The 22,019-nt window shown below is 40.7% G+C and carries 23 protein-coding genes; 13 read left to right on the top strand and 10 right to left on the bottom strand.

Annotation, left to right across the window (positions count from 1 at the left end; all coding sequences use genetic code 11):
• Positions 1–82 precede the first annotated feature (82 nt).
• Entirely contained in the window at positions 83–787 is a 705-nt protein-coding gene (locus BK009_RS07605) for a DUF4013 domain-containing protein (protein WP_100905570.1), read from the bottom strand.
• 405 nt (positions 788–1,192) lie between these two features.
• On the opposite strand from BK009_RS07605, the gene BK009_RS07600 reads away from it, so the two are divergent.
• Positions 1,193–1,885 carry a hypothetical protein gene (locus BK009_RS07600; RefSeq protein WP_100905571.1) on the top strand — a complete coding sequence of 231 codons (693 nt, stop codon included), beginning with the start codon at positions 1,193–1,195 and terminating at the stop codon, positions 1,883–1,885.
• A 243-nt stretch (positions 1,886–2,128) separates the two neighbouring features.
• Here BK009_RS07600 and BK009_RS07595 read toward each other — a convergent pair whose 3' ends face one another.
• A complete protein-coding gene (locus BK009_RS07595; RefSeq protein ID WP_169032831.1) occupies positions 2,129–3,295 on the bottom strand; it encodes a tRNA (guanine(10)-N(2))-dimethyltransferase in 1,167 nt (388 codons plus the stop codon).
• 241 nt (positions 3,296–3,536) lie between these two features.
• On the opposite strand from BK009_RS07595, the gene BK009_RS07590 reads away from it, so the two are divergent.
• Both BK009_RS07590 and BK009_RS07585 read left to right on the top strand, forming a co-directional pair.
• Positions 3,537–4,463, top strand: coding sequence for a CPBP family intramembrane glutamic endopeptidase (locus BK009_RS07590; RefSeq protein WP_100905572.1), 927 nt, complete (start codon positions 3,537–3,539; stop codon positions 4,461–4,463).
• A gap of 242 nt (positions 4,464–4,705) precedes the next feature.
• Positions 4,706–5,800, top strand: a complete 1,095-nt coding sequence (locus BK009_RS07585; RefSeq protein WP_100905573.1) for a DegT/DnrJ/EryC1/StrS family aminotransferase — start codon at positions 4,706–4,708, stop codon at positions 5,798–5,800.
• 227 nt (positions 5,801–6,027) lie between these two features.
• Here BK009_RS07585 and BK009_RS07580 read toward each other — a convergent pair whose 3' ends face one another.
• Positions 6,028–6,330 (bottom strand): MTH1187 family thiamine-binding protein, encoded by a 303-nt coding sequence (locus BK009_RS07580; RefSeq protein ID WP_100905574.1) that lies wholly within the window; start codon positions 6,328–6,330, stop codon positions 6,028–6,030.
• A gap of 35 nt (positions 6,331–6,365) precedes the next feature.
• Between BK009_RS07580 and BK009_RS07575 the strand changes: the two genes are divergently transcribed.
• Positions 6,366–7,223 (top strand): TIGR00269 family protein, encoded by an 858-nt coding sequence (locus tag BK009_RS07575; RefSeq protein ID WP_100905575.1) that lies wholly within the window; start codon positions 6,366–6,368, stop codon positions 7,221–7,223.
• A gap of 121 nt (positions 7,224–7,344) precedes the next feature.
• Here BK009_RS07575 and BK009_RS07570 read toward each other — a convergent pair whose 3' ends face one another.
• The 5 genes from BK009_RS07570 to BK009_RS07550 form a co-directional block, all read right to left on the bottom strand.
• Entirely contained in the window at positions 7,345–8,940 is a 1,596-nt protein-coding gene (locus tag BK009_RS07570) for a GTPBP1 family GTP-binding protein (protein ID WP_100905576.1), read from the bottom strand.
• 402 nt (positions 8,941–9,342) lie between these two features.
• The gene (locus tag BK009_RS07565) at positions 9,343–9,555 is read right to left on the bottom strand and encodes a DUF1922 domain-containing protein (protein WP_100905577.1); all 213 of its coding nucleotides are present in this window, start codon (positions 9,553–9,555) and stop codon (positions 9,343–9,345) included.
• Positions 9,556–9,707: 152 nt separating this feature from the next.
• Entirely contained in the window at positions 9,708–10,865 is a 1,158-nt protein-coding gene (locus BK009_RS07560; RefSeq protein ID WP_100905578.1) for a TraB/GumN family protein, read from the bottom strand.
• Between the two features lie 265 nt (positions 10,866–11,130).
• Positions 11,131–11,799 carry a 2-phosphosulfolactate phosphatase gene (gene comB / locus BK009_RS07555; protein WP_100905579.1) on the bottom strand — a complete coding sequence of 223 codons (669 nt, stop codon included), beginning with the start codon at positions 11,797–11,799 and terminating at the stop codon, positions 11,131–11,133.
• A gap of 60 nt (positions 11,800–11,859) precedes the next feature.
• On the bottom strand, positions 11,860–12,075 hold the full coding sequence (locus BK009_RS07550) for a TRAM domain-containing protein (protein WP_100905580.1): 216 nt from the start codon (positions 12,073–12,075) through the stop codon (positions 11,860–11,862).
• 211 nt (positions 12,076–12,286) lie between these two features.
• Between BK009_RS07550 and BK009_RS07545 the strand changes: the two genes are divergently transcribed.
• From BK009_RS07545 to BK009_RS07535, 3 genes are all read left to right on the top strand, one after another.
• Complete coding sequence (locus tag BK009_RS07545) at positions 12,287–12,844, top strand: hypothetical protein (protein WP_100905581.1); 558 nt, start codon at positions 12,287–12,289, stop codon at positions 12,842–12,844.
• The gene (locus BK009_RS07540) at positions 12,829–13,740 is read left to right on the top strand and encodes a methanogenesis marker 7 protein (RefSeq protein ID WP_100905582.1); all 912 of its coding nucleotides are present in this window, start codon (positions 12,829–12,831) and stop codon (positions 13,738–13,740) included. Before BK009_RS07545 ends, BK009_RS07540 begins: the two co-directional genes overlap by 16 nt.
• 267 nt (positions 13,741–14,007) lie before the next feature.
• A complete protein-coding gene (locus BK009_RS07535; RefSeq protein WP_100905583.1) occupies positions 14,008–15,081 on the top strand; it encodes a metallophosphoesterase in 1,074 nt (357 codons plus the stop codon).
• Positions 15,082–15,351: 270 nt separating this feature from the next.
• Here BK009_RS07535 and BK009_RS07530 read toward each other — a convergent pair whose 3' ends face one another.
• Both BK009_RS07530 and BK009_RS07525 read right to left on the bottom strand, forming a co-directional pair.
• Positions 15,352–17,073 (bottom strand): ferrous iron transporter B, encoded by a 1,722-nt coding sequence (locus tag BK009_RS07530; RefSeq protein WP_100905584.1) that lies wholly within the window; start codon positions 17,071–17,073, stop codon positions 15,352–15,354.
• The gene (locus tag BK009_RS07525) at positions 17,070–17,297 is read right to left on the bottom strand and encodes a FeoA family protein (RefSeq protein WP_100905585.1); all 228 of its coding nucleotides are present in this window, start codon (positions 17,295–17,297) and stop codon (positions 17,070–17,072) included. Before BK009_RS07525 ends, BK009_RS07530 begins: the two co-directional genes overlap by 4 nt.
• A gap of 377 nt (positions 17,298–17,674) precedes the next feature.
• Here BK009_RS07525 and BK009_RS07520 point away from each other — a divergent pair, with 377 nt between their 5' ends.
• The 6 genes from BK009_RS07520 (at position 17,675) to BK009_RS07495 (ending at position 22,000) form a co-directional block, all read left to right on the top strand.
• A complete protein-coding gene (locus BK009_RS07520) occupies positions 17,675–18,229 on the top strand; it encodes a DUF134 domain-containing protein (RefSeq protein ID WP_335645292.1) in 555 nt (184 codons plus the stop codon).
• A 23-nt stretch (positions 18,230–18,252) separates the two neighbouring features.
• The gene (locus tag BK009_RS07515; protein WP_100905587.1) at positions 18,253–18,624 is read left to right on the top strand and encodes a NifB/NifX family molybdenum-iron cluster-binding protein; all 372 of its coding nucleotides are present in this window, start codon (positions 18,253–18,255) and stop codon (positions 18,622–18,624) included.
• Positions 18,625–18,731: 107 nt separating this feature from the next.
• Positions 18,732–19,577: an Mrp/NBP35 family ATP-binding protein gene (locus tag BK009_RS07510; RefSeq protein WP_100906715.1), complete on the top strand. Its 846-nt coding sequence runs from the start codon at positions 18,732–18,734 to the stop codon at positions 19,575–19,577.
• Between the two features lie 16 nt (positions 19,578–19,593).
• On the top strand, positions 19,594–19,989 hold the full coding sequence (locus BK009_RS07505) for a NifB/NifX family molybdenum-iron cluster-binding protein (protein WP_100905588.1): 396 nt from the start codon (positions 19,594–19,596) through the stop codon (positions 19,987–19,989).
• A 47-nt stretch (positions 19,990–20,036) separates the two neighbouring features.
• Positions 20,037–21,071: a nucleotide-binding protein gene (locus BK009_RS07500; protein ID WP_232728064.1), complete on the top strand. Its 1,035-nt coding sequence runs from the start codon at positions 20,037–20,039 to the stop codon at positions 21,069–21,071.
• On the top strand, positions 21,068–22,000 hold the full coding sequence (locus BK009_RS07495) for an ATP-binding protein (RefSeq protein WP_100905589.1): 933 nt from the start codon (positions 21,068–21,070) through the stop codon (positions 21,998–22,000). Before BK009_RS07500 ends, BK009_RS07495 begins: the two co-directional genes overlap by 4 nt.
• The last annotated feature ends 19 nt before the right edge of the window (positions 22,001–22,019 follow it).

The raw sequence follows: 22,019 nt of genomic DNA, 5'->3' as shown, positions 1-22,019 counted from the left end.
CTCTATTCACCATGTGGGTAATAAAAATCTCAAATAGTGAATAATTGTGGTGGTAAAAATAAATTTTTAGGAAAAAAATAAATTACAGGGCTTCTAACCCTGAAACAAACAGAAGCCCAACAGCACGAGCGTATAATAGATACAAATAGGGGTAAATGACTAATATGATTACAAGCCACCCCAAAATGGGCATCAGTCCAATAAAAGTGGCTATGAATCCAGCAGCCATGGCCACCAGAATCATCATCACGTACCAGATGATAAAGTCCACCCAGCCAATGGCTTTAATGATATCTATTATTTCCCGGAAACGGAAGGCAGCCCCTAGTTCACCATTGTAATAAGCCATATTGGCCACACCGATGATGAAGAACACACCGAATATAATGGCCACCACCATTCCCAGAATTATCAATCCACTCATTACACTGAAGGCACTGTAAACTGCAGCCGGAGCCAGAGTACTCTCAGAATTACTCAGGGAGATAAATGAACCAATGGAGGCCCAGATACCCAGGAACATGATCAGGGAGGGAACAAGGAAGTAGACCAGTTCCACCACAAAAATTTTAAGGCCATCAATGAACAGTTCTCCCCATTCATCAAAGTCCGGAAGCTCCTCTACCCCAGCAATCGACCATTTAATAACTCTGAAAACATATCCCATTACCATAAAAGCAGGAAAAATTAAGAAACTGATCATTATCAATAATCCCAATATTATAATCTTTTTAAAATCCTTCGATGGATATTTCATAGCATCCGAAGTTAAATATCCGATATCCATATATATTTCCTCCTTCATCCATTCGGGAACATAAGATGTATCGATAATCAAGTTTTTCTTCACAAAGTTTCCTTCAAAATTTCTCTCTACAATTTAATTCCTTTACCGAGTGATATAAACTTTACAGGGAGGGGTAATCTTAACATGGATGAGGAAACACAAATCTTAAAGGTAAGCTGGGTCAATGATTAGAAAATGGGGAAGTCCTAAGTTACCTCAGATCCCCAAGTCTTAACCTTCAATCACCAAGCCTATCTTCAGTCTCCTAGTTTACACTTCATACCTGATTAATAAAAAAATCCAAGAAGCCTTATATCTTTGAAAATATAGATAAATTGGAAATCACATACAAATGATAAGATTTCATCTCTCTGAATCCCTACAAACGATAAATATGGTGAAGCAATGAAATGGCAAGTTATTCTCTTAATTGTTCTGGCGTTATTCGGAGGTTATCTTGTTATTTCCACTGCGACTGGTCTTGTTGAGCCAGTGGGGAGATTAGGACTTGTGAAACTGGCCAACCCTGATATGTACCCCGGTCATCCACATTCTCAGCTTTTAGCAGAATATGCTACGGAAAGAGGCTCTAAATGTGCTCTTGTGGTGCATTTTGCCGGTGATTCCAATTATCGCAGTTACATGGAAGGTGATGTGTACATAATAGAAATGGCCTTTATTGACACCAGTGGAACCGGTGCTGAAGGTCCTACTGATTATATGGATTCACTTAAACTGGCCTTTTTCGGAGTTCCAGATGGCCGATACAAATTCAAGGCTGATGGGCAGACCTTTAACAATTGGAATGATGCCCGTAAACATATCAAGAAACTGGCTGCCAAGAATGGGCAACAAGGGCCCATCCCCATGGTATGGCACGGAACTGCAAGATCCGGTAATCCTATAATTGTTCAGGGCTGCGGATTTCCACTCTACTTTTACATAACTTGGCAGGAGTACGGTCCGGTGGCTGCTTACTATTACACCATAAAGGGAATTTTAACACCGTATCTGAATTTACCCTTCCGAAACTATGAACTCCAGCACGCATCTGAACTACAGTACTACTACACCCACCACATGCTGGACTATCAGTAAAAAAAAACAATCATCTATTTAAAGCTTAAAGTTTATCCAATCATTTTTTTATTAGTAGCGGGCCTTTTAAAGCATCCCCTCTTTTTTCAACCATCTCTGGGGGGTTTTAATTATCACTTCTTCTATTATTCAAACATCAATATTTATTTATTCTAGGAATTACTCCAAGGAAAATATTTTCTTTATCTAGGGCTTGTTTTATTACTCTATTATTTATTTAAATGGGTATTATCTGCTAAAAACTTATTTAAAACTACCAATGACATCTTCAATGAAAGATAAGGGGGCATCTGTTTTCAAACCATTTGGGTTAAAATGAGTTCTGGTAACCATGTAACCCCTATCTTTAATTAGATTCATGACTCCCTCCATGGGAGGGGCGCTTATCTTCAATTTTCTACAAATTGCATGGATATCATAAAATGTGGGAGGTGCACCTGACTCGGCCAGACATTTTTCCAGGAGTTTAATAACCTCATTCTTCTGGTTAATCTCCATTTCCGGTACCATATCAAGCATACCATTTAAAAACTCAGCATTCTGAATTTTCCCACACCAAAGGGGTCCGCTAACATTCCAAACCTCACCACATTCAGGGCAATCCATGGATATCCTGGGAGCCATACCCTTAAAAACTTGTCTATTAAGACATTTGGGGCAGTATGCTATGTAACCAATGTTTTCAAGGGATTCATCTGTTTTTTTAGCTCCTTTACCAACCAGTGCATAGAGGCGCATGTAATGTTCAGTGCTGTGTGAGAACTGGAAATCCAGGCATTTCTTATACTTGGAAAAGGTACGGGAAAGAAATCCAGCCAGTATCCTGAGGCCAGTTTCATGACAATATTCATTTCGAAGAGGCTTAGCACCGTACTTTCTTATACATGGTTTTCTGTAGGTGCCGCACAGGGCAGAAGTGTCGGTGGCAGTGACACAGACAAGCCCTCCTGCTTTAAGGCTGGCAGCCGCTGATTCAACATATGGTGCAGGTGTTCCGAAGGGGTCTATGTCCACCACATCAAATTTACCTTTACATTTGCGAAGAATTAGATTAGCATCCTCCCGACAGGCCTTCACATTGGTCAAACCATTTTCCAGGATGTTTTCATTGGCCAGTTCAACTGCCAGGGGATTCAAATCATTTACCACAGCCAGAGAAACACCTTCAATCTCCTTAGCATAGCGTATTCCTCTGATCCCACTACCTCCAAAGGCATCACAGATAACCATATCATCATCCTTCAAGTGCTGGTACATGGTCAGGGCAACCACTGATAAGTCGCGGTTAAGTTCCATAACTGGATTGAAAAAAACCGGAGCTCTCGATGTTACTTTCTCGAATTGGGGAATCTTAACCCTAACTTGACCTTCTTCCACGTATAAGAAATCTATTTCTTTTAATTCAACCATCTAATTTGCCTCAAATATTCCTAATAATCTCTCAATTTCATTATATTCATTTGGAGATCTATAATTATTAAACTATTTTAACCTTAAATCAGAATTTCTACAATTCCTATCCCAATACAATTCATAACTCAATTTATTATATCCCTCTATAATCATTTTATCTCCTAAAAATCAACCTATTAATAATATTATATTTTATAATTATTAGAAAGAGAATATTTGGGATGTGGAGTTAAAAACAATGTCATCGCTCGATTCATCAATATCATTTTTAGAAAATGCTTCGGAAGGTAAAAACAACTGGTGGAGATACCTTTTAACGGTTATTGTATCTCTGGTTGGAGGCAGCCTGATAGCTGGAATTATAGTGGGAGTTTTATTGTTAGTGTTATCAGTTTTCTTCTCTGGAGAAATATCCAACATATACTCCTTCATTCAATCTGCTGTTTCCAGTCCTCTTTTCCTGGTGGTGTTAGTTGGTATCAGTTACACCATCTCTGTTTTCCTTTTTTATATCTGTCTAAGATTTGTGCACCATAAAAAGTTTTCAAGGGTAATCAACACAGTATCTGGCCTTAGATGGAAACTTTTATTTAAAGGACTGGTCTTATGGGCTTTGATCCTGTTTATACTTTCCTTACCAGATCTAATCTTAAATCCAGGAAGTTATCAGATTACCTATAACTCAGAGAGCTTCCTGATCCTTCTAATTATATGTCTTTTAGCCTTCCCTATACAGGCCTCATTTGAGGAGATCCTATTCCGAGGATACCTCATGCAAGGGTTCAGTTTGGTTTCCAGAAAACCATGGGTCCCGCTAGTACTAACCTCTCTAATATTCGGGAGTGTCCATGTTTTTAATGGAACTAACCTCTATATGGATCTGTCCATTGTGGCCTCTACCTTTGTCATTGGGATAATGCTGGGAATCATAACCCTGGGGGATAATGGTATAGAAACTGCCATGGGCGTGCACATAGCCAACAACCTTTATGTGGCATTATTTTTCAATTCCACAGATTCCGGGCTTCCCGGACTCCCTTCCATGGTCACGACCCAGGCATCGGAGCCATTCAGTGGCCTACCCTTCCTGATCCTGGCAGCGGTTATAATGATCGCAATCCTGTTTTGGGGACGTAAAGAAGATATCATAAGGATATTCCGTTAAATAATCTCATATTATTATTTTTAACCCATAATTATCTCTTTATTTCAGAATGTAGGTATATTTTTAAGTATGAAAATCAATGTTAAAATCGTGGATGAAAGGCAAAAGTAATTTGAAATATTATCTTCAAATCATTATTCCCAACCAGCAATGGATTAAACCATTTTAGTGGATTCATGGGCTGAAAAATGATTATAAAGACTTATCTATTTTATCCCAGATTTTTAATGCAGGTGAATTTTATGATACCAGTTGCCAAGCCCCTTATCGGTGAAGAAGAGATTGAAGAAGTGGAAAAAGTTTTAAGATCAGGGTTCATAGCTCAGGGCCCACGAGTGGCAGAGTTTGAAGAAGCATTTGCCAGTTACATTGGAACAGAACACGCAATAGCCACCAGCTCAGGAACCACAGCCCTACACATTTCATTATTGGCCATGGGCATAGGGAAGGGTGATGAGGTTATAACCACTCCCTTCAGCTTTGCAGCCACCGGCAACTGTGCACTCTACGTGGGTGCCAGACCAATTTTTGTGGACATAGACCGTGCCACCTTTAACCTGGATCCCAACCAGATTGAACAGGCAATCACCAAAAAAACCAAGGCCATCGTACCGGTCCACCTCTACGGACAATCTGCAAAAATGGACAGTATTAGAAAAATAGCAGAAGAGAATGATCTTCTGATAGTTGAAGATGCTGCCCAGGCACACGGAGCCATGTTCCAGGATAAAATGGTTGGATCCCTGGGTGATATGGCCTGTTTCAGTTTTTACCCCACCAAAAACATGACTACCAGTGAAGGGGGCATGATAACCACCAACAATGCTGAACTCGCTGATAATGCCCGGGTACTGCGGGCTCATGGGGAAAGGGGAAGATATCAGCATTCTGTTCTGGGATACAATTTCCGGATGACAGATATTGCAGCGGCCATTGGCCTGGTGCAACTTAAAAAACTGGATGGGTTTAATCAGAAGAGAATAGAAAATGCAGAATATTTCACTGAACATTTAAAGGGAATTTGCGGAATTGAGCCTCCATTTGTTTCTCCAGAGGTTAAACACGTATTCCACCAGTACACGGTGAGAGTTGAAGACGGGAAAAGAAATGATCTAATGAACTACCTGAATCAGGAAGATATTGGGACTGGAATCCATTACCCCATCCCTATTTACCGACAGGAGATCTACCAGAAAATGGGATACAATACTACCTGTCCTTTAACCGAAAAAGCAGCCTCTGAAGTTTTATCTCTCCCGGTGCATCCTTCTCTCTCAGTTGAAGAACTGGAAAAAATAGTTATCACTCTGGAAGGAGCTTCAGACAAGTTTTTCTAATTGGAAAATCAACATTCAAATCAAATAAATTTTTTTTATCTTTAAATTATTGCATCTACCTAGGGCTTGAATTTTCAATTTCATTCCTTGAAAATAGTTAATTCATTGAAAAACAGCCCATTTCTTGCTTAGGTAGGTTAATTCCCTCATAATAATAATTATAGAGGAATATTTTCAGAACTAAATCTAACAATAAGTTGGGTGAAAATTGTCCAAATTCACTTTTCTCATGGCAGTTTTTTCTCTACCGAATGTACTTTATCCGCCATGGTCCGTTCACGATCCCTGCGATCATCTATTTTAACACTGGTGACCACACGCTCTGAACCCGCCTTAAAAACGGCTTCATGTGCAATCTCAATGGCTTCAAATAGTTCATCAGGGGTATTGGCTTCTATAAGGGTGCCCATACCACTTAATTCATATTTAATTCCAGTCGAATCCAATGCAGATACAGCAACGGCCACATATTCGCTTAGACTGGTCCCAGGGGTGCCTATTGGGATTATAGTCAGTTCTGCAGATATCATAATAATTTTTATGTCCCGCCACCCATATATTTTTTATGAAACACCTGGACAGCCAGAACTTCAACCAGAAACTTGAAACAAAGGTTAAAAAGGTAATAACCGAATATAACCTGATAGATGATGGTGATAAGGTAGCAGTTGCTCTTTCGGGGGGAAAAGACAGTGTTCTAACCCTTCAGATTCTGGATAAACTTTTAAAGGAAGGTGTTTTTGATTTTAAACTTCTGGCCATTGCTATTGATGAGGGGATCGGTGGTTATCGTGAAGAAGGAATAGAATCTGCTCGTAACAATGCCTATCAACTGGGAGTAGAGTATCATGAAGTATCCATTGAAACTGAGCTTGGATTTTCCCTGGATGAGGCATCCCAATTTTTCCAGACAGCATGTGTCCCCTGTGGAGTTTTCAGACGTCACCTCCTGAACCGCACCGCCTGCCAGTTAGGGTCAGATAAGCTGGCCACTGGCCACAACCTGGATGATGAAGTTCAATCCTTCCTGATGAGTTTCGCCAGAGCTGATGTAAGACGTTTCGCCAAGTTTGGCCCCAAACAGGACAGAATACACCCTAAAATGGTGCCACGCATCAAACCACTGTGGCTGGTGCCAGAAAAAGAAGTGGGAATATGGGCAATTATGAATGAAGTGGATGTACACCTGGCAGAATGTCCCTACGCCCATCAATCCCTACGTTCACGATTGAAAAATTACCTCAACCATCTGGAAGAGAACCACCCTGGCACCAAAATGAACTTGCTAAAATTTTTCCAAAAAAACCTGCAATTAGATAAAAAAAAGGTAAAACTAGCCCAGTGCCAGATATGTGGCGAACCATCATCAGCCTCCACATGTAAAGCCTGTGAGATGCAGGAATTAATAAAGCAGAAGTTATGATAAAATGTGTAGTTAAAAGAAATGGAATTTGGAAGGGTAGAAAATGGAATTAGGCAATGATTTATACCCATCATAAGCCGGATTTGGGGATAACGGGTAAGTGAAGTGATCAGGGTTTAGTTCAGTTAATGGCAACACGGGTTACAGTTCCCACACCCTTACTTTTACCTTCCCGGAATATTAGTTTCTGCCCTTCACAGATGGCATAGGGACGGTATTTGAATCTCATCCGTATCTGGCCAGTGTCCCCAGCAGACAGATATTCCTGTTCAAGTGGTCTAAAACAGGTGGTCTCAGCAATGGTCTCAATATGAGTTATGCACTCGTAACCATCCTTAATGGTAGTGGGGTGTACCAGTATGGCCACATCAGCATCAAACTCCCTAACCGCCTGAGGATTGTAATCCGGATGACAGATGATCATTCCCCTCCTTATTTCATCCATTTCCACTCCGGTGATGGAAATTCCCACCACTTCTCCCACACCAGCACTTTCTTTGCGGTAGTGATGCATTTCAATGGTCTTCACATTCACCGGAAGGAAATCACCAGAACTGGAAGGTCCCAGAATAAGCTTTTCACCCTTTTTAACCTTACCCTGTCTTATGGTGCCGCTGACCACGGTGCCCACACCCATAACTGAGTATATTTTATCAATGTACATCATGAATGGTTTATAAGCATCTTCCTCATGGGATGGAATTTCAAGACCTGAAAAAAGCCGGTCTAGAAGTTCAAGTCCCTCACCAGTAACTGGGGATGCTTTAATAACTGGAACCAAGTGTTGGTTCATGTTTTTTGTAAGGAAATCCGCGTCATTCATGGTTTTCACCATGTAGGGGATTCTTCCCACTAACTTCAGAAGATCAAAAATATCCTGCCTGACCGCTTTAATCCTCTCTGGACTTACCATGTCGATTTTGGTCATTACCACTATAACTGGTAGTTCCATGGCCAGGATGATCCCCAGGTGTTCCCTGGTGATGTGGGTGGGTCCCTGGTCAGCTGCTACCACCAGAAGTCCGTGACTTAGTTTTTGACCCACAATCCCCCGGATGGTGGTGCGCAGCCATGGTTCATGCCCTACAGTGTCCACGAAAGAAATAAGTTTATCACATTTTTCCACCATCAGGGCCTTATCTCTCTTGTTAAGCGGATTTTTTATTCGCACTGGTTCCCCATTTTTAAAACCATAGACGGCAAAGGAGAGATCAGCTGATAATCCCCTTTCTATTTCGTGTTTTTGAACATCCAGAAATATACGGGTGCTCCCTGAACCAGTATCCAGTTTTCCGGTGGTTAGTGTTCCCACAAGGGTGCTTTTCCCATGGTCCACATGCCCGGCCACTCCAATGAGTAAGTGGTCTGGTTTGCTGTTCTGTTCGCGACTGATGAGTACCTTGGCAACTTCTCCTCTTTCGGCAGATTGTTTCTCCACATCCACGATTTTGGCATTTATTTCCCGGGCCAGTTCACCCAGGACATGGAGTGATTCGTCCATCTGTGATTTTTCCAGTCCCAAAAGCAAGCCGTCATCATTAACTCCAACAAAATAAATAGCTTCACCGTGCCCCCTTTCCAGACGGTACTTCATCTGTGATGCCAGTTGCTGTCTGCGGGCAGTTAAAAGATGAGTATCTGAATTAAGATTTTCCTTGAATTCTATGTTTTTCCTCTCACCTTGCCGGGTGAGATTGGAGAAATTATCGGTACTCATAATCAAACCTGATGTTTTATTATTGAGTTTTTTCTATTCTTTAATATTATTATCATGACTAGGATAAAAAAGAGTGTTATTGTGGTGGATATTTAATCATTTTTTAAATATTGAATTCCACTTGATTATACATTTATTTATTAATCAATTTAGCCATTAATAATCAACAGGGTGGGTATGATCATCGTATTGCCCTTTAAAACAAGTTTTGATGGATTAAATATTCAATTTTATCTCAAATAGTTCAGTGAGTGTACATATAGATGATTAACCTACTCAGAGGATAGTTAAATTGGAATATAATTGAATAATATAATTGGGAGTAGTAAAATGCGAAATGCATAAAATAATGCCTAAATTAGAATAATCACCATTAGAATAATATTTTTTCCAATTCCAATTTCATATCTTATCTGCAGTGGTAAAATAGGCCCCACCATACTTTTCTTCCTGAAGTTCCTGGACTTTTTCCGAGGCAGTCTGGGGGTCTTCAGTTCTGGCTATGATCCGCCTTTCTGCAACCTTCAAATTTTTCCCACAGACACATTTCTTTACTTTCACGCTTTCTTTGGCATAAACTGCCCGTCCACAGTTACATCTGAATATCAAGTACATTTTAACCAACTCATTTACAGGGTTTTTAAATGAATTTATAAATTCTAAAGTCCTTTAACTCTTTATTATTTAGTATGGGGTTTTTTTATTCGAAGTCCTTTATCATGTATTTGATTCACTGGGGTATGACTATCCACAAGCATAATTCTTTATTACATGCCCATTAATCTGTTGATCAGGGGGAGGAGGACGTTGGGTATGGATAGGAAGACTCCTATGGTGGTACCGATGTTGGCTCCCACCACTACCAGCAGTATTCGGAAGAGGTTGTTATTCCACATGTCCCGTAAGCTTTCACTCTTGGATAGGCTGGCCAGGTCATCCATGGACACTCCCCGTAATTTGGCTTCAACTATCCCTGCAAACCAGCCCGCTGCCAAAAGAGGATGAATGGCAGTGAATGGGGCTACTATAAAAGCGGTAATGGCGGATGGGATTTTAGATCCGGCTAAAAGAGATCCGGCGAATGCTAATCCTCCGGTGAGTAAGACGAACTGCAGGATCCCTGATTGGATGTTAATCCCCTTCAGGAATGCCAGTGCAAATATTATTATGAACACTGTGGGTATGGCAAATAAAATCAGTTTGGTGATGCTAAATTTTGATTCTTTTAACTCCATCAGCTGGTAGAGTGGAGGTATGTCCTGGGGGTTTTCCATATTCTTCTGGATTCCCTTCTTGTGACCTGCCCCTACCACAGCTACCACATTTCCCTCCATATCCAGGAGTCTTTGAGCCATGAAAGCATCCCTCTCTGCCACCAGGACCTCATAGGCACGGGGGGACATTTCCTGGAAGTATCCCATAACTTCTTCCAGTGCATCGCCCTGTTTTATGCTTTCAATATCATCAATGGCCTCATCTTTACTGAAAAACGATGCAATAATGCTGTAAATGAATTTAGCTTTCTCCCAGAAGCTCATATGATTCAAAGCCCGTTTTAGGGTGATCTGGATATCCCGGTCAATAAGGGCCACCCTGGCCCCAGCCTCTTCAGCAGCCTCAGCCGCGGCTAACATCTCTGAACCGGGTTTGACTCCCACTTCATCTCCAATCTTTTTCTGGAAGTAGCTGAGAAATCCGCTCACCAGGAACATGGTGAAATTGTTCCCCTTCAGGATTTCCCTTATTTTTATCTCTTTCTCCTCTTTAGCTCCGTTTTTTTCATTGAGGAGGTTTTGGTAACGGGCGGCATCAAGTTCCACTGCTACGATGTCTGGTTCACACTCTAGGATAGTATTTCTCACTTCTTCCACACTTTTCTCCGATACATGAGCTGTACCAATGATTGTTAAATTGTCCGGTGCCATTAGATCACTCTAAATTCAAATTTGAAACTTTTTCATCCATTTCTGAAAAGTTTATTTAATAAGTTAATTCTAGTTCTTTCAATTATAATAATGAGCCTAATAATATGATATGGGGTTATAAAAAACTTTCCTTTGTATTAAATGCATATTATAAAATAATTCTTAAAAATCTAATTTACTATAATTATATTCATATTTCAGATTTAGCTATGCTCCCCAAAATTTAAATTATATTTTTATTTAAGCTTAATCTACCTTTTAATTGTTATTCTAAAACTCTGATCAATCCGTCTTTGAATTCAGGTACAAGTTGTGATTTATCTCGCTGGAGACAGAAGTCAACATCTTTTCCAAATCCCAGTTTTCTGAGGTTCTTTGCTGATCGTGAATTTCGAACTGCCAGATCCACCATTTCAGGGTTTTGGATTGCCAGACATGCGGCCTGGGCCATTTCATCCAGTTCCTGATCCTGCAAGTGGGAAATTATTGCACCGGCACCCAGGAAATCTTCAATGGCAAAGTTTCCCCTTACTCCGGCCATAACCACTTCTATATGTTCGGTTGATATTTCTCTGGCTTTTTCTGCCACGGCCTGGGCATTTATAAAGGATCCTATCAGGGCTCGGCCGGTGATACCCTCTAGGATTCGGGTTCCGTTACTGGTGGTGATAATCAGGGTTTCGCCACTTAATTTCTGGATATCCACGGGGGAATTTCCAACATCGAATCCTTCAATGGTTGCTCCCCTTCTTTCACCTGCCAGGAAGGCCTGGTGTTTGGGGGCCAGTGCCAGTGCTTCTTCTATTTCCAGTGTGGGGATGATATTGGGGATTTTTTCCAGGGCCACGGTGATGGTGGTGCTGGCCCTTAGAACATCAACCATGATGGCCACGTCTTTAGAAAGTGATCTCTCAAAACTCAGGGAAACTTGCATAATAAACACCAAAAATAGATAGTAAAGGGGAAAAAATAAAGTTCTTTCTTATCCTTTTTTTTATTCCGAAATCTTTTCGGCAAAGGCGAATCTTCTCCGCACCGATGTTATCCGAACCTTTATTTCTTCACCTACCTTAGTTTCAGGTACAAAGACCACGAAACCTTCAATTCGGGTGATTCCATCGCCTTCTTTACCCACATCTTCAATTTTAACCTCATATTCCTCCCCTTCTTCTATAGGGGCCGTTTTAGGGGTTTTATCTGCTCCAAACAATGTATTCACATCCCGAGACCGTATAGAAAGGTCTTGTTATGTTCTTTTTTTGTTCTATTTATTATTTAAATCTTTGGTGACCTGTTTTTAGTAACTATAATATGTGCTTTAATGGATTTGAGTAGGTTCCAATCTATATTTGCAGTGAATAGTTAATTAGTAAATGAGGGCATCAATATATTGTAATTGCGGATATAATTTTGAGGTGCCCATGAAAATTTATACCACTCCTATGTGCCAGGAAGTAGTTAGGCTGGCCGGTGTTTCAAAGTACACTGTAAAACAGGACCATGATTTTACTGGTGCTGATCTAGCTATTGTTCTTTCGGAGACTGAGACTAACTACCCAAATATTAAAATAAAGTTAAATACTTTTAAACAGATTTATGAAAGTATTGATCTTATTTCTAACACTTTAAAGACGGAAAAACTTGACATGGGGGAATGGGGGGATGATTATTCCCTTCACGTTTCCCGAGAAAGGGTGGTTATGGATGAAAGGAAAAAAATAAAAGTTAAGGTGTACTCTAATTTCATTAGAGAAATAGTGGATGACATGGGATTTTCAGTTGTCAAGGAAAAACCGGACTTTATTGTTTTTCCAGACTACATGAAAGATGGCCAAAATGATGATTTGATGGATGAAATAAAATTTATGGGGAGTAGGGTTGTGGAAATCCCATCTCACAAAAAAGCACCTTTAAATCCCCTGGAAAGAGCACAAATGAGATACAAAATTCTGGAGAGTGAACTATGTACGAAACCTTAACCTATATTGGAGGAGTTCACAAGCATGAAGAGATGACTGAGCTTATCGAAGACCTGGGAGGGTTCGTGCTGCAGCAGAACATCAGTCAGATGGATCTGGTGTTAACCCTGGCAGTTCCAATGGAAGACGTGGAGAAAGTGGATGAAAAAGCCCGGGAACTTTTGGGAGAAATCAAAATTGCCCCAATGGCCGGGACGGAGATTGCCATTGTATCTCCCACATTGGCCCGTCAGCATCTACCTCACTCTGCCTGTGATATTTCAGAGTACCTGCGAAGATTCGGTGCCAAGGATAATATGATCGGCCTTTCCAGAGGAGCGGGAAAGGGAATTGCACGTATCTCAGAGGATGAGAAAAGACTCATCGAAGAACATGATCTGGCAGTTTTCGCCCTGGGAAGCTTCAGAGAGTGTCTCATGAACAAAACACATCTTTTCCAGGATATTGAAATACCAGTGGTAGTTACCGGTGCACCGGAGATGGATTTAGAGGATTTACCTGGAGCAATGGCTTATGTGAATGGTTTAGGTAGAATACCACGCCGTTTAAAGAGGGGGGAAGATATCCGGGCACTCAAAAAACTGGTGGAAGTTGTTGAGGATATTCTTGACACCCGCCGGAAAGAGATGATGGATGATCCGCCCATTGTACCCTCCATACTGGTGAAAACAGAAATTGAAAACCAGGTAGGGGCCGTGAAGGAGATCTATTCACCCGCACCAATTGTCAGTCAACTGGATGGGGTGCGAGTCAAACTGGACTATGATACTTACAAAGACCAGATTGCTGAGGTTATGGTGAATGAGTATCGCCTGGGTGATGTTTCTGAAATCAAAAAATCCAAGATGTATGACTACATTCTGGTGAAACTTTTACCAGAAACCTCCATAATCTAAAAATCAACACAGATGTTTGAAATCAACACATTTACCCGAAACTTGATAGATGCATCCCATAAAAATAACCTTAAATAATCTATTAAGAAATCCCCGCCAAAAGTAAACCTTCACCAATACTTTTTTTGTCCAGTTGTGTTTTTAAATCATTTCCAGAAGAATATGGGCATAAATCGCCTATAATGGTTCAAAGTTTAATGGAATTAAATGTGAGCCATATATAAATCATTTAGGGGCATATAAATTATGAATTTAAAGGGCGGTTAAATGAGAAGAATTATTCAGTATGCAATGTTCATATCACTATTTTTCATGGGTTTCCTGGTCCTCAATTACTATGTTTTATACGGAATGTCATTTTTACTGGGTTTACCAGTGAATAACACATTTTACGCTGCCCTGGTAGTTGCATCCATCTCATATCCCCTGGCCACATTAATAGAAAGGGTAGTATCCAACGATTTCACCCGTATATTTTACACTCTGGCTTCGGCATGGATGGGAATATCCTTTTATCTGCTTTTTATGCTGATAATTTATCTGTTGTTATCTTTCTTCTTCCCGCTCCCCCGTGAAAGTGCGGGTATTATAATAGTAGTGTTAACCACCATCATCAGTGCCTATTCTATATACAACAGTTATTTATTGAAAATAACAGAGATCGAAATACCATTGAAGGGTTTAAAGCAGGATATTAAGGCAGTTCACCTCAGTGACATTCACATTGGTTCCATTAGAAATTCCGGTTACATGGAGAGAATAGTGGATGAAACCAATAAAATGGATCCGGATGTGGTTTTTATAACTGGAGACATGGTGGACGGTAGCGCACGGCTGCACAAACACACATTCAAAGCCATTGATAGTTTCAATGCACCTGCATTTTTTGTAACCGGTAATCACGAGACCTATGAAGGTTTGGAAGAAGTTTTCAGGGTCCTGGGAGGTACCAAACTTAAAATTCTCCAAGAGGAAGTGGCTGAATTTCGAGGAGTGCAGGTGGTTGGTGTGGGATACTCCCACAGGGGTGATCATCTGAAAAACACCCTATCTAGTATTAAAATTCAGGATGAAAAACCATCAATCCTACTTTACCATCTTCCAGTGGGTCGGGAGGAGGTTAGTGCTGCAGGGATTGACCTGCAACTTTCTGGTCATACCCATAATGGTCAGATGATACCCTTCAACTTCCTGGTTAAACTGATGTTCCCCTACATCAGCGGATTCTATGAGTATAATGGAACTCAGCTCTACGTATCTCAGGGTACTGGTACTTGGGGACCTCCTATGAGGTTGGGTTCCAAGTGTGAATTAACTGTAATCCAGTTGAAACCATTATAAATGATTAATTAAAAATTAAGGATTAAAAAAGAAAATATAAAATTATATTGACATCATTTATTGAGTTATGTCTAAACTCTAATTAAAACTAATGAATCATTTAAACTCATCAGTTTCCTTGTTTTTATGCACTATTTTGATTTGGATGGACTTTTCTGAACATCCGGGGCAGTTTTTGCAATCATGTTCGAATATTGGAAGGATAGGTTTAATTAAATCCCTTACTTTCATAAACATCACTCCATTTTCTATTGTTATTGAATTCATTAACTATAGTATAATGTTCAGTATTGTTCCAGTGATCAATGCAATGGATAACATTAAAGCAACAGTCTTAAGCATGTCCTTGATTCCGATCTCTTTAATCAGAACAATGAAGGTGGCGATGCAAGGGAAACTGGCTGCCAGAACTGTACAGGCCACTACTAGTTGGCCTGGGCTGAGATTCAACGGGGCGAGCATGGCTGTTGCTAGGTCTTTCCTTAAAAATCCCATGATCAGGGCGTCAATGGCCTGACTAGGGAGTCCCAGCATCTGGGACATTATGGGGGCCAGTAAGCTGGAAAGAGCACTCATTACTCCCACCAGGTACAGGATGTTAACGGCAAGTATTCCTAGAAACACAAAGGGCAATGCTTCCATCAGGAAACCCCTAACCCTCATCCAGGTCTTTTTAAGCAAGGTTCCCATATGGGGTATTCTGTAGGGTGGGATTTCAAAGAAGATCTCCGGACTTTCTCCCTTCATAATAAGATTCAGGATGGATCCCAGGGTGATGAACAATATAAAAAGGGTTCCGTAAACCATTAAGATATATTGAATACCGTACGGCCCCAATAATCCTATTATAACTGCTGTTTGTGCCATACAGGGGACGGATACAGCTACTAATGTGGCGGCTATGAATTTTTCTCGTTTACCCTCCAAAATTCGGGTGGAAAGCATGGCCGGAACGTTACAGCCAAAACCAAGGACAATGGGTATGGTTGCATAACCATGGAGTCCTAATTTATGCATTATACTGTCCAGCAGTACTGCCAGGCGGGGGAGGTAACCAAAATCCTCTAAAAAGCCTAGAACAAGATAGAATGATAGGATATAGGGTAAAACCACGGCAAATATCACATAAATTCCGGTGGTTAACAAGCCAAAGGAGGTTTCATATTCGTATCCACTCCCGATCAAGATGTCATGGAAAAAACCAGTGGGGATAAAGTTCTCCACCAGTTTGGTGATGAATGGTCCATAATACTGATAATATATTGGATCTAGAATATAATTGATTAACAATTCTCCCAGTCCAATTACCACTTGCATGGTGATGAACACTACTATTAATGCTATAATAACTCCTGAAACAGGTCTTACTGATGCATCTTCCAATCGTTCCAGAATAGATGGGTGGCGGTGTTCTATTTTCTGAACTTCAGATAGTAATTGGCCAATAAACGCCCATTTTTCATTATCATCCATTTCAGGGATTTTGGAAATGTGTTCAGCTGGTTTTAGAGTTATTTCATTTATAACATTAGCCAGATCTTTTATTCCTTCACCAGTAACCGCCACTGCGGGCACCACTTTTATTCCCAGTTTTTCCTGGAGTTTTTCCAGGTTCAGGTGAACTCCTTTTCGTTTAGCGGCATCCCACATGTTGAGAACCATCACTGTGGGAAGGCCCTGCTCCAGGATCTGAAGGCTTAGATACAGGTTTCTCTCCAGGTTGGTGGCATCCACCACATTGATTATTAACTCCGGGTTTTCATCCAGAAACATGTCCCTGGCCACTTCTTCTGCTTTACAGGCTGGGGATAATGAATAGGTTCCAGGTACATCAATTAGATCCATCTCCTGCTGGTCTATTTTCAAGTGTCCCTGGGTGTAACCTACGGTGGTCCCGGGATAATTGGACTGAATAACGTTTACTCCGGTTAATCTGGAGAAAACAACACTTTTGCCCACATTGGGATTACCCATCAGTAATATTTTCTTCAAATCTCTTCCACCCAAACTTTTTTGGCCATTCCTCGGCCAATTGCCATTTTACAGCCATCTATCTCTATGACCACTGGACCTCGTAGAGGGGCGGTGCATGTTTTTTTAACCTTTTTTCCTTCCCTAATGTTCATCACTTCTAAACGATTTTTTAACCCTGAACCCCCTCCAATTTCTTTGATTATTGCTGTTTGTCCGTTTTCAAGTTCTACTAATGTGATCATAATCCACCTCAATGTTAGACTAACCTAACTTTAGTTTCAACATTAATAAGTTTAATCTATATGGCAAAATCAACGGATTTAGTTTTATTTGTTAGTTTATAGTTGGTATGTATCTAATTATTGTATTAAAGTTCCTAAATTAATTTAATAGTACATAATCGGTTTATAATGGTTAGTGTAATTAATATTTAGATTTTAAGGGCTTAATAGAATATTTGTTCGGTGTTTGATCGGCAGGGATAATTTTTTCATGATTTGATGGGGGGTTGGTATTAAGGTTTAGTATGAAAACTGGAAAGATTTATATACTGTTTTGAATATATATTCATAACATGCCTAGGCCCAGAAGATCTTGCAGAATACTCCGAGAACCATTAGTGCAATGTTTTATTCCGGACAGGGAAGGTGGGGAAAGCTTTGAAGCTCTCCGAATTACACTGGAAGAGTTTGAAGCACTGAGACTCAGGGATTATCAGGAAATACAGCAGAAAAATGCAGCAGAGATTATGGATATTTCCCAGCCCACCTTTCACAGGACCATTAACTCAGCCCGGAGGAAAATTTCCAGGGCCTTAGTTGAAGGCAGAATAATTCAGATAAAAGGAGGAGATTACGTTATGGATAATAAAAGATACCAATGTAAAAATTGTGGTTTTGAATGGCACAGTCCAGCGAAAGAATATGAAAAATGTCCAGACTGTGATTCCGAAAACATAGGATTAGTTACCGTTGAAGAAGATTTCCCTAAATCCACAGCACAACCAGGATTAGGAAGAAGAAGGGGAGGACAAGGTGCCAGAGGGATGGGGGGAGGACCTCCAAGGGTTTGTAAATGCCCTCAATGTGGGTATGAAGCTCCAAAAACCCCAGGAGTACCCTGTCGTGACGCTAAATGTCCTAAATGTGGCATTCCACTCTGTGGTTCAGACTAAATTTCAATGGAGGATACAAGAAAATGGTAGTAGTATGCGTTCCCTGTCTTGATCAGGGTGGTTTAAAGGGAGATATATCCCAACACTTTGGAAAAACTCCCTACTTTGTTTTGATTAAGTGGGAAGATGATCAAATCAAGAATTATGAGATTATGGACAGCAAAGCAAAGCATGTGGGGGGCAACATGACTCCTGGTGAATTCATTGCTGGTTCCGGAGCTAACACACTTTTATGTGGAAATCTCGGCCCCAAAGCGGTTCAAATGCTTCAAAGGGCTGGAATTGAGGTTTACGTTGGTGCATCGGGAACTGTGATCGAAGCACTGCAAAGCTGGGCAGAAGGTAAATTAAAACTGGCTAATGCGGATAATGCATGTTCTGATGGTCATGATTAGACATTAAACATGCCTTTGAAATCGCAAAAAATAAAACTCCACATATAGGGGTATTAATCATTTATTATCAATTAGAGAGGGATGGTTATTTGAAAACAGATACTGAAATGAAGATTAATTCAGAAGAAGAACAGAAAAAACTCTTAATGCAACAAGAAATCACCATAGTAAAGCGTATGAGTGATATTGGTCATAAAATAGCAGTTATGAGTGGTAAAGGGGGTGTGGGTAAATCAACCATATCCGTTAACCTAGCGGTAGCATTTGCCCTTAAAAATTACCAGACTGGAATAATGGATGTGGATCTGCACGGCCCTGATGTTCCACACATGTTGGGGATAGAAAATGCAATCCTACAATCATCACCGCATGGTATCATACCAGTTAAAGCCAGAGAAAACCTGGAAGTATTATCCATTGAATTCATGTTACCCACCAAGGGCGCCCCTATCATATGGAGAGGGCCCAAAAAGACGGGAGCCATAAAACAGTTCCTATCCGATGTTTCATGGGGAAATCTAGATGTACTGGTAGTTGACAACCCGCCAGGAACTGGAGATGAACCTTTAACTATCCTGCAATCCATCAGTCCCCTGGATGGGGTGGTCATGGTCACCACTCCCCAGGCAGTTGCAGGGGAAGATGTACGTAAATGTGTTAACATGGTTAAAGGATTGAACATCCCCATCCTAGGTATCATAGAGAACATGTCTGGTTTCACCTGCCCCCATTGCCATGAGGAAATCAATATTTTTGGTAAAGGTGAAGGAAAACAACTGGCAGAAGAACTGGAAGTACCCTACCTGGGAAGCTTACCCGTGGAAACTGGGGTGGGGGAAAACTCAGACCAGGGAAAACCATTCATTCGGGAGGACCCTGATTCGGAAATATCCAAAAAATTCATGAAAATAGTTTCAAAAATTGAAGATAAGGTATTTAATGGAAAAAAATAATTGGAGAGGTGATTAGATGAAAGTAGCAATAGCATCAACTGGAGAGGGATTGGATTCACAGGCCAGCCCGGTTTTTGGAAGATGTTCCCATTTGGTAGTGGTGGATGTGGTTGACGGAGATTTCAAAAACGTTAAAGCCATACCCAACCCTTCCGTAAATGCATCAGGTGGTGCAGGGATACAAACTGCAAGAATTGTGGGGGATGAAAAGGCAGAAGCAGTTATATCCGGATCAGTAGGTCCCAACGCCTTTGAGGTTCTAAATCAGTTAGGAATAAAGGCCTACAAGATGGTCCCAGGAACAGTGGAAGAAAACCTAAACCTATTAACCCAGGGTAAACTGGAAGGGTTAACTTTAGCTGCCAGAGGACGTGGGATGGGAAGAGGAGGAGGTCAAAGGGGTAGAAGATAACTACCTTTGACCCCTTTTTTATTCTGAAGGGATAATTAAGGTTACTAATGAAGGGCATACTGCCCAACGGATCTAAAAAACCTTTCAACTTTGATATTATGAATGAAAATAGAAAAACTATGAAAATAGCCATAACTGGTGGAAAAGGAGGAACTGGGAAATCAACCATATCCACTTCCCTCGCCTTTGAACTTTCTAACTCTAATAGGGTTATGCTGGTGGATGCTGATGTTGAATGTCCGGATGATCACATAATTCTATCAACCACCCAGGAAAAGGTTGAAGATGTAGAGGCATTACTTCCAACCTTTGATCAGGAAAAATGTACCCAGTGCGGCAGTTGCTCGGAAGTGTGCAAAGAGAATGCAGTTGTATTTGTCAAAGACAGATACCCTTTCATAGTCTCTGGACAATGCAATGGTTGTGGGGCTTGTTTATATGCCTGTCCATCTGGAGCTCTCCAGGAGGGAAAACAGGTTGTTGGAACCATATATCAGGGTAAATGTCAACGAGCTAATGCATCAGATAACCTCCTTCTGGTGTGGGGTAAAATCGAAGTGGGCTGTGAAAACACATCCCTAGTGGTCAAAGCCACCCGAGATTATGCTCTGAATCTATCCAGTAAAACACTCCCTGATTCAGATTCAAAGGATGATTCAATTAAATCTTCAGAAAATACTTTACCAATGGATTCAGAATTTGATTATGTATTGATAGATACTGCCGCTGGAACTCATTGTAATGTTATCAACGCCATGATCAATGTGGATCTAGCTCTGGCCGTGACTGAACCCACACCCCTAGGAAAACATGACCTGGAATTAATCCTCAGTTTACTGGAAATAATGGAAACCCCCGCCCAGATCATTGTTAATAAATCGGATATTGGTGATCTGAACCTTATCCGTAATGTTTCGGAGAACTTCAATATTCCTCTAATCCAGGAGATCCCTTATGAAAAGGATATAATGAAAAAACACTCCAGAAGTCAGCCGGTAACACATGAAAGTTTCAAAGAATTAGCAGATTCAATATCTGACCTTCATAAAACCATAATTGAAGAGGGGAGGATGTGCCAATGAAAACAGTTACTATATTGTCTGGAAAGGGTGGTGCTGGTAAAAGCACCCTAACAGCTTCACTAGCAGTAATGCTTGCCGAAAAAAATGAAATTGTGGCTGTGGACTGTGATGCTGATGCACCGAATTTGGCTCTGGTACTAGGCCTGGAAGAGGAAGAATTTGACAGTTGGGAATCATTGAAAACTGGTGAAAAGGCTTATATATCCTCAGAAAAATGTCAATCTCGCAAATTCTGCCCTAAATGTCATGCCACAAAGCACTGTCTGGATAGCTGTAATTACTCGGCAATTACCTGGAATCAGGATGAAGGATTACCCGAGATCAATGAGCTCCTTTGCACTGGTTGTGGTGCTTGTCTGTTAGCCTGCCCTACCCAAGCAATTGAACTAAAAAAGGTTGACAATGCAAGAATTGGTGTAGGAAAAACTCAATATGGGTTCCCTATAGTTTCAGGACAGTTAAAAGTAGGTGAATCTGGTTCTGGGAAGGTGGTCAATGCTTTAAGAAACAGGGCCTCAGAAATCGCTGATAAAATCAATGCAGATCACATGATTTTGGATGCAGCAGCAGGAATAGGCTGTCCTGTTATTGCCTCTGTAAGGGGGAGTGATTATGTCGTGCTGGTTACTGAACCCACTCCAGTGGCATTTTCAGATCTTAAACGTGCTATTGAGTTAGTTGATCATTTCAATATTCCCTGTGGTGCAGTCATCAATAAATGGGGAATTAACAAAGACTTCACCTACCATCTACAGGACTATTTCCAGAAAAACCAGATACCACTATTGGGAATGATACCCTATGATATCAGGTTCGTTAAGGCTTTGATTAATCTAAAACCAGCGGCTGTTTATGAACCAAATTTCAGGGATATTTTCAGCCAAATAATGGAAAATTACCTTTCAGAGATAAATATAAACCAGTTATAATGGATTTAAGGTATTTAAT

It is taken from the genome of Methanobacterium subterraneum (genome assembly GCF_002813695.1).
Classification (GTDB): Archaea; Methanobacteriota; Methanobacteria; order Methanobacteriales; family Methanobacteriaceae; genus Methanobacterium; species Methanobacterium subterraneum.
This window is presented reverse-complemented; position numbering and strand designations above follow the sequence as displayed.